At 36.3% G+C, this 12813-nt stretch carries 16 protein-coding genes; 4 read left to right on the top strand and 12 right to left on the bottom strand.

Going from position 1 to position 12813, the window contains the following annotated elements:
- Window positions 1-3 precede the first annotated feature (3 nt).
- From ODZ84_RS12615 to ODZ84_RS12600, 4 genes are all read left to right on the top strand, one after another.
- Complete coding sequence (locus ODZ84_RS12615) at window positions 4-258, top strand: acyl carrier protein (RefSeq protein ID WP_266172671.1); 255 nt, start codon at window positions 4-6, stop codon at window positions 256-258.
- Window positions 259-376: 118 nt separating this feature from the next.
- Window positions 377-1261 carry an LpxL/LpxP family acyltransferase gene (locus ODZ84_RS12610; protein ID WP_266172670.1) on the top strand — a complete coding sequence of 295 codons (885 nt, stop codon included), beginning with the start codon at window positions 377-379 and terminating at the stop codon, window positions 1259-1261.
- A gap of 209 nt (window positions 1262-1470) precedes the next feature.
- Entirely contained in the window at window positions 1471-3012 is a 1542-nt protein-coding gene (locus tag ODZ84_RS12605) for a phytoene desaturase family protein (protein WP_266172669.1), read from the top strand.
- Between the two features lie 4 nt (window positions 3013-3016).
- Window positions 3017-4717 carry a C45 family autoproteolytic acyltransferase/hydolase gene (locus tag ODZ84_RS12600; RefSeq protein WP_266177368.1) on the top strand — a complete coding sequence of 567 codons (1701 nt, stop codon included), beginning with the start codon at window positions 3017-3019 and terminating at the stop codon, window positions 4715-4717.
- A gap of 6 nt (window positions 4718-4723) precedes the next feature.
- Here ODZ84_RS12600 and ODZ84_RS12595 read toward each other — a convergent pair whose 3' ends face one another.
- The 12 genes from ODZ84_RS12595 to ODZ84_RS12540 form a co-directional block, all read right to left on the bottom strand.
- A complete protein-coding gene (locus ODZ84_RS12595) occupies window positions 4724-5896 on the bottom strand; it encodes a DUF2062 domain-containing protein (RefSeq protein WP_266172667.1) in 1173 nt (390 codons plus the stop codon).
- A gap of 4 nt (window positions 5897-5900) precedes the next feature.
- Window positions 5901-6377 carry a hypothetical protein gene (locus ODZ84_RS12590; protein ID WP_266172665.1) on the bottom strand — a complete coding sequence of 159 codons (477 nt, stop codon included), beginning with the start codon at window positions 6375-6377 and terminating at the stop codon, window positions 5901-5903.
- On the bottom strand, window positions 6374-6754 hold the full coding sequence (locus tag ODZ84_RS12585) for a 3-hydroxyacyl-ACP dehydratase (protein WP_266172664.1): 381 nt from the start codon (window positions 6752-6754) through the stop codon (window positions 6374-6376). Before ODZ84_RS12585 ends, ODZ84_RS12590 begins: the two co-directional genes overlap by 4 nt.
- A 3-nt stretch (window positions 6755-6757) precedes the next feature.
- The gene (locus tag ODZ84_RS12580; protein ID WP_266172663.1) at window positions 6758-7393 is read right to left on the bottom strand and encodes a hypothetical protein; all 636 of its coding nucleotides are present in this window, start codon (window positions 7391-7393) and stop codon (window positions 6758-6760) included.
- Window positions 7359-7985 (bottom strand): LolA family protein, encoded by a 627-nt coding sequence (locus tag ODZ84_RS12575; protein WP_266172662.1) that lies wholly within the window; start codon window positions 7983-7985, stop codon window positions 7359-7361. The genes ODZ84_RS12580 and ODZ84_RS12575 overlap by 35 nt, the downstream gene beginning before the upstream one ends.
- A gap of 146 nt (window positions 7986-8131) precedes the next feature.
- On the bottom strand, window positions 8132-8893 hold the full coding sequence (locus ODZ84_RS12570; RefSeq protein WP_266172661.1) for a polysaccharide deacetylase family protein: 762 nt from the start codon (window positions 8891-8893) through the stop codon (window positions 8132-8134).
- Between the two features lie 83 nt (window positions 8894-8976).
- Window positions 8977-10038 carry a beta-ketoacyl synthase N-terminal-like domain-containing protein gene (locus ODZ84_RS12565; protein ID WP_266172660.1) on the bottom strand — a complete coding sequence of 354 codons (1062 nt, stop codon included), beginning with the start codon at window positions 10036-10038 and terminating at the stop codon, window positions 8977-8979.
- Complete coding sequence (locus ODZ84_RS12560) at window positions 10035-11234, bottom strand: beta-ketoacyl-[acyl-carrier-protein] synthase family protein (protein ID WP_266172657.1); 1200 nt, start codon at window positions 11232-11234, stop codon at window positions 10035-10037. The genes ODZ84_RS12565 and ODZ84_RS12560 overlap by 4 nt, the downstream gene beginning before the upstream one ends.
- Window positions 11235-11313: 79 nt before the next feature.
- The gene (locus ODZ84_RS12555) at window positions 11314-11571 is read right to left on the bottom strand and encodes a phosphopantetheine-binding protein (RefSeq protein WP_076396292.1); all 258 of its coding nucleotides are present in this window, start codon (window positions 11569-11571) and stop codon (window positions 11314-11316) included.
- Window positions 11572-11724: 153 nt separating this feature from the next.
- Entirely contained in the window at window positions 11725-12264 is a 540-nt protein-coding gene (locus ODZ84_RS12550; protein WP_266172655.1) for a 3-oxoacyl-ACP synthase, read from the bottom strand.
- Complete coding sequence (locus ODZ84_RS12545; protein WP_266172654.1) at window positions 12264-12557, bottom strand: type II toxin-antitoxin system RelE/ParE family toxin; 294 nt, start codon at window positions 12555-12557, stop codon at window positions 12264-12266. Before ODZ84_RS12545 ends, ODZ84_RS12550 begins: the two co-directional genes overlap by 1 nt.
- Window positions 12554-12793, bottom strand: coding sequence for an addiction module protein (locus tag ODZ84_RS12540; protein WP_266172653.1), 240 nt, complete (start codon window positions 12791-12793; stop codon window positions 12554-12556). The genes ODZ84_RS12545 and ODZ84_RS12540 overlap by 4 nt, the downstream gene beginning before the upstream one ends.
- Window positions 12794-12813 lie beyond the last annotated feature (20 nt).

Raw genomic sequence — 12813 nt, 5'->3', positions numbered from 1 at the left:
AACATGGAAAGGGAAAAGATTATTGCTATCGTCAACGACTTTTTAGTCAATGAATTTGAAGTGGACGGTGATGATATCAGCAATGATGCCAACGTAAAGAAAACACTGGGTTTAGACAGTCTGGATTATATTGATCTGGTGGTAGTAATCGAATCTAATTTCGGAGTAAAATTAGGTGAAGCAGACTTCAAAAAAATGGTCACTTTTGATGACTTTTATTCGACTATTCAAGATAAGATCACTGAAAAAAACGCGTAACTATCGATTGAAAATTTACTCTAAATTAACTGACAATATACCAATTTAACAGTTTGTCAGCGATTTACGTCTGATAAATTGTGGCCTGTTAAAATCGATTCATTGCTAAACTAATACTATGAACAAGTGGAAAGGTAAATCTAAAGGGACGATTTCAGGATATAAAATTTTCGTCTGGTGCATTAGAAATATCGGGATCCGAAGTTCATATGCAGTACTTTATTTTGTAGCGGCCTACTACTTCTTATTCGAAAAAAAAAGCAACCGGTACATTTCATATTATTTCAAAAAAAGACTTCACTACAGTTCACGAAAGACCATAGCTTCTATATTTCAAAGCTATTTTACCTTCGGGAAAATTCTGATTGATAAAACAGCTATTTCTGCCGGATTACGAGAAAAATATACGTATGAGTTTGACGGAATTGAAAATCTCCGGAATCTGTTAGCAGAAAAAAAGGGCGGCGTCTTAATCAGTGCCCATATCGGAAACTTTGAAATTGCAGAACATTTTTTTGCAGACATCGATTTCGACTGCCAGATTAACCTGGTGACAACAGATCAGGAGATTACTGTTATCAAAGAATATCTTGAAAGTGTTTCGGTGAAGAAAAGTAATATCAAATTCATTTATGTAAAGGACGATATGTCGCATATTTTCGATATTAATGAAGCTTTATCCAAAAATGAATTGATCTGCTTTACAGGAGATCGCTACTTTGAAGGTTCAAAATTCCTGGAAGGTGATTTACTGGGAAAAAGTGCAAAGTTTCCTGCCGGTCCTTTCATGATTGCTTCCAGACTGGGTGTTCCGGTAGTGTACGTATATGTAATGAAAGAGAAAAATCTTCATTATCATCTGTATGCGCGGGTAGCTCAAAACGTTAAAAAACGCGATGCCCAAGGGCTTTTGAATTCTTATACTCAAAATCTGGAGTCGATGCTCAGAAAATATCCGCTACAGTGGTTCAATTATTTTGATTTTTGGGATGATATGGATTAATTTCCTACTTTTACTCCGGAAAAACTAACAACAAACTCAAATCATTAAGATTTTTAGAAATGTATACTAAGTTTTTGTACCGAATATTGATCCGCATGGCTTTTATTCCAAAAGAATTAAAACATACCGGAACTCTTTAAGTCAGGCGCCGAAAACTTTTACTATTATAATTTCCTGATTTCTTACTTAGAAAAACGAATTTTTCTCCTTTGAAAAAAGAATATGACATACTGGTGATCGGAAGTGGATTGGGAGGTCTTGTTTCGGCTCTGATTTTGGCCAAAGAAGGCCTGAAGGTCTGTGTTCTGGAGAAAAATAATCAGTACGGAGGAAATCTGCAGACATTCTCACGAGACAAACTTATTTTCGATACCGGCGTTCACTATCTCGGCGGACTTTCTGAAGGGCAGAATCTCCATCAGTTTTTTTCCTATCTGGGAATTACAGATGAACTTAAGCTCGAGAAAATGGATGTTGACGGATATGATAAGATTACTTTCGGCAATGATGAAATAGAATATCCCCATGCGCAGGGCTATGAAAATTTTATCGAACAGTTATCAAAATATTTTCCCGATGAAAGAGAAAATCTGGAAAACTACTGTGAAGAGATCCAAAGAATCTGCAACCATTTTCCACGGTATAATGTGGTAGCCAGCCAAAGCTACAGCGAGGAAATTCTCCATCTAAATACAAAAAGATTCATTGAGTCTATTACTGGGGATAAAAGATTACAGTCGGTATTATTGGGATCAAACTTCCTGTACGGAGGTGATTCTGAAAGTATTCCGTTTTATGTTCATGCGCTGACCGTCAATTCTTATATCCAAAGTGCTTATAAATGTATAAACGGAGGAAGCCAGATCTCAAAATTATTAATTAAAAAATTAAAAGAATACGGAGCTGAGGTGTATAAACATACTGAAGTTATCCAACTGGTATTTGGCGAAAATAATGTATTAACTGGTGCTAAAACCCAATCCGGGAAAGAATATTCTGCAAAACAGATCATTTCAAATATCGATATTCGCTCTACGCTTAAATTAATTGGGGAAGAGCGGTTAAGAAAATCCTTTCTGAACAGAGTGCTGAGCTGGGAGCCTGTTTCATCCTGCTTTAGTGTTTATCTGGTTCTGAGACCTGATACCGTTCCCAATTTTAACTATAATATATATCATTACTCATCAGAAAAAATGGTTTGGAATGCTCAGCGGTATGACGAAAAAGTATGGCCGGAAACCTACATGCTTTCGTCGGCGAGGAGCAAACATCATCCCGATTTTGCAGAGAGCCTTACTGCTATTTCCTATATGAGTTTCGATGAGGTGAGAGAGTGGGAACAGACCTTCAATACGGTAGCAGATGAACATACCAGAGGTCTTCTATACGAGAAATTCAAAGCAGAAAAAGCAGAAAAGATGATCGATGCTCTGGAAAAGAAGATTCCTGATATAAGAAACTCAATCAAAAATATATATACTTCTTCACCACTTTCTTATCGTGATTATATCGGAAGTTTTGAAGGGAATATGTACGGATATATAAAAAGTTCCGAAAACCCTCTGAAAACAATGGTTTCACCCCGTACCAAGATAGACAATCTCTTTCTGACAGGGCAGTCTGTCAATATGCACGGAATTTTGGGCTGTACCATCGGCGCATTCAATACCTGTGCTGAAATTCTTGGAAAAGAACGGATCGATGACCGGTTAACACAATGGATCAATAAGAATAAAAGTGAGGGTAAATAATTTAATGGCTGTCATTCTGAAGAGAAAATATTCATTCAATAGGGTGAATAGCATCGCTGTAATTCTGATATGTTTAAGTATCATCCTTACATCATGCGGCATCAGAAAATCGGTAAAACATGTGCCCGAGGTGAAACAATATTCATTAGACATTCCCAAAGTCAATAAAATAAATGATTCGACCTTTAATTTTAATCAAAATTATCTTCATAAGAACAAGCAGCAGCTTTGGGAGCTTTATATCAGGGGAAATCCGCTACAGTTAGGTTATAATAACGGAGCCTTAACACAGAATCTGATGCAGAATCAGGAAGAGATCTTTTTCTCGAAAGTAGAAAGCTTTGTTCCTTCAAAGTTAAAGCAGAACCTGTTAAGAGGTTTTCTGAAGTGGTACAACCGGAAAATGTACCTGAATGTACGGGAAGATTACCAGGCGGAATTATATGGATTATCCCGGTATTCATCCGGCAAATATGATTTTATTGCTCCGGGATATCTTCGGAGCCTTTATCTGCACGGCGCGCATGACATCGGGCATGCGATGCAGGATCTGATGATGGTAGGCTGTACTTCACTCGCCGTATGGGATGACAATACGGAAGACGGTGATCTCCTCATCGGTAGGAATTTTGATTTTTATGTAGGGGATGATTTTGCTAAAAACAAGCTTGTGGAATTTGTAGAACCGGAAGACGGCATTCCGTATCTGTCTGTCAGCTGGCCGGGAATGATCGGTGTGGTTTCAGGAATGAATAAGAAAGGGATTACAGTCACCATCAATGCCGGAAAGTCTAAAGTTCCTTTGACGGCTAAAACGCCTATTTCTTTGGTGACAAGGGAAATTTTACAATATGCAGCCACCATCGATGAAGCAGTTGCCATAGCCAAAAAGAGAAAGGTCTTTGTTTCAGAATCCATCCTGGTAGGAAGTGCGAATGATAAAAATGCAGTGATTATTGAAGTTTCCCCGGATAATTTCGGAGTTTACAAAGTGGAAAATACCAGCCGAATTCTTTGTACCAATCACTTTCAGTCGGATGCCTACAAAGAGGACAGAAAAAATCAAAAACATATTCTGGAAAGTCATTCGGAATACCGTCATGAAAAGATTCAGGAACTCTTGCAGAAAAACAAAAAACTGAATCCTGAAAAAATGGCTTCTGTTTTAAGGGATAAATCCGGCTTAAATGGGGAAAATATAGGATATGGAAACGAAAAGTCGGTGAATCAGCTCCTGGCTCATCATGCCGTGATCTTTTCACCTCAGAAAAAGCTGGCATGGGTTTCTTCAAATCCTTATCAGCTTGGGGAATTTGTATGTTATGATCTCAACGAAATTTTTTCTGACAGAAGATTACACAGAACTGAGCTCGCAACATCAGTGCTGAATATTCCCAGAGATCCTTTTGCAGATTCTCAGGAATTTAAAAATTATGAAGTCTACAGGAAGTTAACTTCTGAAATAGAAGAAGCAACAGGTGAGAAAAAGATCCTTTCGGAAGAGTTAATCAGCCGGTACCGGTCCTTAAATCCTGATTTTTGGGTGGTGTATTATCTAACCGGTAAATATTATTTCGCTCATAAACAATATTCCAAAGCAGAAAAGGCATTTGAAAAGGCACTCACTAAAGAAATAACCACGGTTCCTGACCGGAAAAAAGTTGAAGAATACGCCAGGAAAACAGTAAGGAAGTTAAAAAAATAATGATGATCAATGGTTTTCCGGATTTACTTTACTCAGAAAAATAAAAGTGGCAATACCTGAAATCACAGACATTGAACTTGCCAGGATAGCACTACCGATGATGTATTGAAGCAGATTGTTTTTTACCAGCTCGAAGTTGAGTTCCTGGTTTAAAATATTACTTTCTCCCTGTATAAAAGGAGCTCCCAGGTACAGAGCTGCAGCAATAATAAAAGGAATAAACGGTGGCAGGCTGACGTTGGAGGCTACAAACGCAAGGACCTTATTCAGCTTAAAAAGAACTGACAGAGAAATCACAAGCAGAGTGTGAAATCCCCAGAAAGGAGAAAAGCCAATGAATACTCCCAATGCAACTGAAAATGCCTTGGTGCGATTGCTTCCGTCACTCTCTAAAACATCTTCCCTGATGAATTTTTTTAAACTTTTTTTTCTGAAATTATTCACAAAATTTCTGGGAATGATATAAAGCAGAGTGATGGTTACCAAAATCGTATTCAGAATGCTGATTCTGGTAAAATCTCTGAAGGGTCTGAAATGCGAAACCCTTTCTGCAGGATCATAGAGAACTTTTACAGGAACATTCTTTACGGGAACATGCCTCCACGCTGTCCGGACAATAATCTCAATTTCAAACTCAAATTTTGGCGTAAAATATTTTTTCGGAATTTTATGCAGGGGATAAAGGCGGTAGCCGGATTGAGTATCTTCCAGTTTAATCCCGGTTTCAAACCAGAACCAGAAATTAGAAAAACGGTTTCCGAAACTGCTTTTTTTAGGAATGCCTTCCTGCGACATATTTCTGTTGCCGATCAGTAAAACCTCCTGACCTTCGTCCAGTAACGCTTTCACAAAAACAGGGATATCGTCAGGATAATGCTGTCCGTCTGAATCTATTGTTATAGCATAATCATAACCCAGTTCTATAGCTTTTCTGAAACCAATTTTAAGGCCGTTTCCCTTCCCTTTATTTTCTGCTAAATTAATAACGGTAATATGAGGATATTCATTTAAAATGTCCGCCGTTGAATCGGTAGAACCATCATTTACAATAATGATACGGTCTGTGTACTCAAGCACACCGTCGATTACTCTATTAAGAGTTTTTTCATTATTATAGGTCGGGATTAAAACACCTATTTTATTTTGAAAAATGGCATTCTGTATTTCAGAAAAGGTCATTACTTTATTTTAGTGTCGCTCTTTCCTCTGGGGTTATCGTTTTGGACTGGGCAGCAAATCGTTTGATGTAATTTTTCAGAGCTGCATTTTGCTTACCATAGTTATTCAGAATAAAAGTCTTATCATCTTTAAGGCTCCCTCTGTATCCCACAATTTTAGGAATATTTTCCTGAACGCTCATTCTTATCACTCTTAGTTCGGCATTATTCGGGTTGCTCTTAATAACAGCTTCCAGGCTGGTGGCCCCGGATTTTACAAGAGCTTTCCTGTTAGATGTTGCAATTTTAGCTTCCATGATTTTGGCTGCAGCCTTATAACCCGTGGTTACTGCATCGGATCCGGACTGCTTTTCAGCAATATTGATGAAAGATTGGACATTCGCATTAGATGAATTGGCTTTTGAATAGCTGTTTCTTAACGCTTCAAGATCGGTCTGAAAGAAAAAAATAAAAGCGGTTATGAATGATAAGATCAGTTTCATGAAGTCATTTTTTTATAATTAACTGACATTTTTAATGCAATTGTCCCGCCAAAAGAAGTGGTATTCTTTACCTTAACCTCTTCATCATTTTCTGTGATATCCAGTTGAAGTTTTAAATCCGGCGTTTCAAACGGATTGATGATCGCCATAAATTTCACATTGGATGCTGTTTTTAAGAACAGTGGTAAGCCGGTGAACTCTTCCGTCAGCTCCTTTACGATCTGCATCATACAAACTCCGGGAGTTACAGGGTTTCCGGGAAAATGACCCTTAAAGATAGCATGGTCCTTATTTAAAGAAATATAAGCCGTAAAACTTCCGTTTTCCGCCTGTTCGTATGATTGTAACGTATAAAAATCTGTAAGAATAGTCTGCATCGGTTATTCAGTTTCAGTTATTTGGAATAATTTTATATTGATCTTGAAATCTTTATGTTGAAGATTCAAACTATCCGCGAAGATATGTTTTTTTGCATCAAAAGTGAAATCGATTTTTTCCTTATTGTTTTTCGTGTACACGATTTGTTTCAATAAATTATTTTCTTTACTGAAAAATAAATAATAGGCTTTTTTATCAGCTTTTGAAAGATAAATTTTCGCATTACTATTTTCGAAACTTTCACTAACCGGATATTTCTGTCTTAAAAGATGCTGAAAATCATTCTTTAAAAAATTGATGACGGGTTGTTTATCCAAGTCAGGCAGTACATAATTGAGTTTAAAATGTTGATCTGAAATTTCAAAATCAATTAATTTATTTCCAAAATCTGAAGTTAAGGCAACTCTGTGTGTCGTCTGATTAATCTTTTTTAATATTAAAATTCCGCTGACATGATTGTTATAAATATCCATCTGGCATTTATACACATAATCTTCAGAGGAAGAAAAATATAAATTTTCAACTGTCTGTTCAGAACCTGAAACAGGCTGCACATCCGTGAGTCGATATGTTTTGCACGAAACACAGAGTAATGAGATCAGACTATAAACTGAACTCTGAAGCAGCAACCGGCGCATTGATCTTTGTATTTTTGAAAACAATATTCGTCGTGTCTCCTGAGGCTTCCGTCATATTGACCTGAGAAACTGTTGATTGTCCTTTCGGAAAACTCAATTCTATCTGCTTGATATATTTAAGAAGCTGAGCAGATTTCGGGGTAAATTTGGCAATGTTAAAACTTGCGTTTTTATAATAGCTTACCGAAAACTCGGGATCGCTGAACATCTGTCCGTTTGAGCTTCCCACAATCAGCTTATTGATTTTTTCAAATGTTTTGCTCTTCGCATCCACAGAAGATTTTTTTCCCTGGTCGTTAATGAAAATTTTATTGTCCTTAAAAACGATGCTGTACTGATAAGGTTTTACGTATTTCCAGCTCAGCGAGTTCGGTGTTTTTAAAGACATCTTACCGTAAGTCACGATACTTTTATCCAGAAAATCCATTTTTTTGGTCTGGGTAAAATCACTTTGCAACGTTTTGACCTGTCTGGTCTCCGAAGAAATTTTTGTTACAAATGCTTTAGCTTCAGCGCCTGACATTGCCGTATTTTGAGCAAAAAAGAGGCCTGAAACTAATAAAAATGCGCCAAGAGCAATATTTTTAATCATTTTTTTATTTTAAATTTAATCAGTACTGCCTGAGCACCTGAACATGTTTAAGTTTTATAAATAAAAGTTCCCTGAAAATGAAAGTCAGATTTCAAAGAGCTAAGAATTCTGCAGATTCAAATCTTTTATTTCAAATTATTCTAGTGTTAAAAAACTTTTGGATCGTTTGTATTTACAACTTGATCTATTGTAAAAGTAGAATATTTTTTCTGCTTCAAAAATACTAATACATCGACCAATACATTGTACGTTTTCTCTGAAGTGTCGTGAAGCAGTATGATGCTTCCTTTCTTTAATCCTCTGGTAACTTTCCGGTAGATTTTTTTCTCATTCCCGGTAACGGTGTCCAGCGAGCGGATATTCCAGCCGATGCTTTTTTTGCAGGTTTTATTTATCGCTTTAGCAATATTCGGATTGGTAACACCGAAAGGTGGACGGTACAGTCCGGTTTTTATATTTCCGAACTTAGAAATAATTTCATCACATTTTTCTATTTCCTCCACTATTTTTGAAGCAGATAAAAATCCTGTATTCGTGGAATGGGAAAGAGTATGATTTCCCACCGTATGACCTTCGGAAATAATTCTCTGAAATGTTTCAGGATATTTTTCAATCTGTTTTCCGATACAGAAAAAGGTAGCCTTTACATTGTTTTCCTTTAAAATATCCAGAAATTTAGGAGTGAATTCAGTAGGACCATCATCGAAAGTCAGGGCAACTTCTTTTATTCTTGTCTTTTTATGCGTCATACTGTCGACAAAATATCCCAAACTAATATCGAGAGAACCCCAGATCACAACCGCAGAAAAAATAAAAAAACAAAACAGGTACACCCAGAAAGACGCTTGCAGGGCATAAATCAATACATTACAGAAAAGATAAAATATAATAAACGAATAATGTTTCATCTTTTATTATTTTGAATGTTAGGTCAGTACGAAGAATGATATGATGTCGTGTTCTAATTTAAGATAATAGTTAGATAAATAAACTAAGCTTTTCCCAACAATACAAGACTGTGATCGTTTCCTCCCAAATGATTGTAAAGAAGAATATTTTTAATTTCTCTCTTTTTCATATCAGTAATCATCATCATTTCCGGAATCTTCTGGTTTTTGAGAATATGACAGGCCATAAATGTCGAAAAACCACTTGCTGTATTAAATTCTCCGCTCAGATGTTTATAGTACAATAAGGTGGAATTTTCAAAAGCAGCCATGGCTTCTGTATAATAAACATCCGATCTTGCATCTCCGCTGAAACCTAGAATGACAGCATCAATATTTTCAGCAGACAACTTATTTTCAGTTAAAAAATCTTCAATAAACTGTTGGGTTTCTTCTAAACCTAATCTGTTGACGATCTGAATATCTTTCAATTGAGCATAAGAATTTTCCGTTTTATCTTTCCCTAAAACGAAAAAGCTCGCGCCTTCACCCCAAATGACGCCATCAGTGGTTGAGTTCAGATAATCAGCGGGAAGGTTTTCTTCTTTTTTGATGGTATTGTTTAATCTGTACAATTCCATTGTCCGGTCGGTTTGTTCATCTGTCGAGCCCACCAAAACGGCTGAAGCTTCCCCGTCATTGATCTGCAGTTTCGCGTCTAAAAAAGAGAATTCCAGAGAAGAGGAAGTATTTACATACGTGAAATTGTAGGCGTGACACTGTAACCCGAGAGCAATCTGTCCTGCAACGGTATTATGAGTAGACTGAATAAAAAAGGTTGGTGTCAGAAACTCTTCGTTATGCTCAATCACATTTTTTAAAAATTTTTCAGAATCCTGAGAACAGCCCATTCCTGTTCCGACGATAATCGCATCAGGATTTTCTATCCCAGCTTCTTTTAAGGTAAATTGAGAAGCTACAGAGCTCATTTTTACCGTTTTAGACATTCTTCTGATCATGGCAGGAGGAATGAATTCTTTGTAAACCGGTTCGATAGCTTTTAAAACCTGAACAGCATTTTGAGGCTTAAGATTCTGGAAAAAATCTTCTTGTAACGTATCCTGAACTGAAATACAGGCTGCGCTGTTAATATAAACTAAACTCATGGCTTTGAGAAAATTAAAGTTGAACAATTTCCTCCAAAACCAAATGAATTGGAAAGAACATGGTTAATATTTTTCTCTTTAAGCTCAGTTACAGGAGTCAAATCAAATTCTTCCATTTTCGTTTTAAAATTCAGATTCGGGAAAATGAGATTGTTTTGAATGGCCAACAGAGAATACACCGCTTCAATTCCCGCCGCTGCTGCCAGGGTATGGCCTGTAAAAGCCTTAGTAGAGCTGAATTCCGGGACATTATTCGCGCCAAAAATTCGGATCATCGCAATCCCTTCGGATAGATCATTATTCGGAGTTGCCGTTCCGTGAACGTTGATATAATCGATCGCTTCCTTAGGCAGGCCGGAAACTTTTAAAGCTTTTTCCATGGCCAGATAAGCACCCTGTCCGTTTTCAGAAGAAGCCGTCTGGTGATGCGCATCATTGGCATTTCCATAGCCCGAAAGATAGCCTAAGACTTTTTTATTTTCTTTTTTTACCACCTCATCAGATTCTAAAACGAGATAAGCAGCTGCTTCTCCCAAATTCAGCCCTTTCCTGTCATTATCAAAAGGAGTATTGTAAGAATCCGTAAGGATCATGAGTGTACTGAAACCATTTAACGTAAATTTCGAAAGAGAATCTGTTCCACCCACAATAACCCGGTCCAATACGCCGTTTTTGATTAATTTTGCACCCATCATAATAGCGTTTGCCGCTGACGAACAGGCGGTGCTGATGGTCGAAACCATTCCTTTTAAACCCAGATAGTCAGCGATAAGTAACGATGAATTTCCGGCATCGTGAGCATCGATATATTTCTGCTTTTCGGGAAGGTCTTCGTAGGTATAGAAATACTTTTCAGTGATATCCATTCCGGCAACACTGGTAGAAGAAATGAAGCCTGTCTTATACTCATTAAGATCCGATATTCCGGCACTTTCTACCGCCTCCTTTGCAGCAACCATTCCTAATAAAGCCGTTCTTGTAGCATGAGTATCTTCTCTTAACTGAAGTTTCAGTATCAGATCTTTATTAGACAGTTTTATCTCACCTGTTTTGAAATTTCCAATATGGCGCGTTTCAAACAACTGAATGTCTGAAATTCCGTGTTTCCCGGTTTTTAACGAAATAAAATTTTCCTCCACATTGTTTCCAATCGCGGAAATAATTCCCATTCCTGTTATGGCAATTTTTTGGCCCATTTTTACAAAATGTAACAGTGTATCAATGTAACAGTTTCCCAATTGCTAGACTGCTGCATTGATACATTGGTATATTAATTTATTTTGTTCTGTTTTCTTCAATAAATTTTGCCATCGTTTCAATCGAGGTAAAAATTTCCTTTCCTTTTTTAGGATCGGCTAGTTTTATTCCATATTCTTTATCTAAAAGAACGATCAATTCGAGAGCATCGATAGAATCCAATCCAAGACCGCCACCGAACAACGGATCCGTATCTTTAATTTCTTCTACTGCAACATCTTCAAGATTAAGTACTTCAATGATTTTGTGCTTTAATTCTTCTCTTAAGTTTTCCATAAAATTAATTTGAAAATAGGTTAATGAGATAATTTGAAAATATATTTTATAAAGTATATTAAATTTAAATTAAAAATATTTTCTTAAATAATTGCTGTACTTTAATGATAATATTTTGAATTATCAAATTAGTACATTTTCAAATTATCAAATTTATAATGTCAGCAAATATACGAAAGCTTTATAACTTTCCTGATAGAGTTCTACCCAGCCGCACAATACTTGGTCAGCCTTACCCGACTGAAGAATCTGCTCTGAGTAATTATTTAAAAAATTTTCATCAAATTCATCCAGAACAAAAAAAGCATTCTCGGTCTGCATTTTGTGCCTGATGCTGATTTCCCCTACACAGATATTCGGTAACGTATAGACAAAAACCGCAGGACTCGGAAAATAATTTTCCTGAGAATTGATGCTTTCCTGATATTTAAAATCGGTATCCAGGCTTGAGGATTTATTAGCAAAAACCAAAGCCGTTCTGCTGTGATCTTCGCTTTTTAAAATCATTTCAGAAGCGAGAAAAGCGAGTTTGCTTAAATTATCCATTTTATGAAATTTTGGATAATTCAATTCTAAACTTTTGTAAGCTTCTTTCGCAAAATCTGAAAAATTTTTCGTTTTAGTTTCAAAAATAGTGTCGTTGTTGAGGACGATTTTTGAATTTTCAATAGTGCAAATGTCTGTTTTCTTCATTAATGAGTTTTAAGGCTTTCGCGTAGGATTTTGATGCGTGTTGAAAACAGATAATACAATGATTTTGTTATCAATAATATCAAAATTATGAGGTAAGGGAATTTTTGTACAAATGCTTCTCTATAATTTTTTTTAATTTCAAAATGTTTTGGATTACTTTGAATTTTGAGAAAGTATTTACTTAACTGTTTCATGAATTTTTCGCCCAAACCTGCTTGTACATTTTCGTAATAAATATAAGCTTCCGGAATTTCTAAACTGGCTTCTTCTTGTACAACTAATTCATAAATCATTTCAAAGCAGATTTAGCTTTTTCTTTAACTTCCTCCCAAGTATATGATTTGCTTTCACCAGTTATGTATTTTTCTCTTCTTTCATTTACTTCATCATAATGCCAATCTGGAACAGATGCATAATTATCTTCCTGTTCTTCAGCATCAATAATTCCTTTGAAAATGCGCAAAATTCTTTCATCCGCAATGTCGATGAACTCGTGAATTCTTTTTCTGATTTCTAAAGTAGATTCCATTTTCTAAAACTTAATGTCTA

The sequence above is a fragment of the Chryseobacterium fluminis genome (assembly GCF_026314945.1).
In the GTDB taxonomy this organism is placed as follows: domain Bacteria; phylum Bacteroidota; class Bacteroidia; order Flavobacteriales; family Weeksellaceae; genus Chryseobacterium; species Chryseobacterium fluminis.
This window is presented reverse-complemented; position numbering and strand designations above follow the sequence as displayed.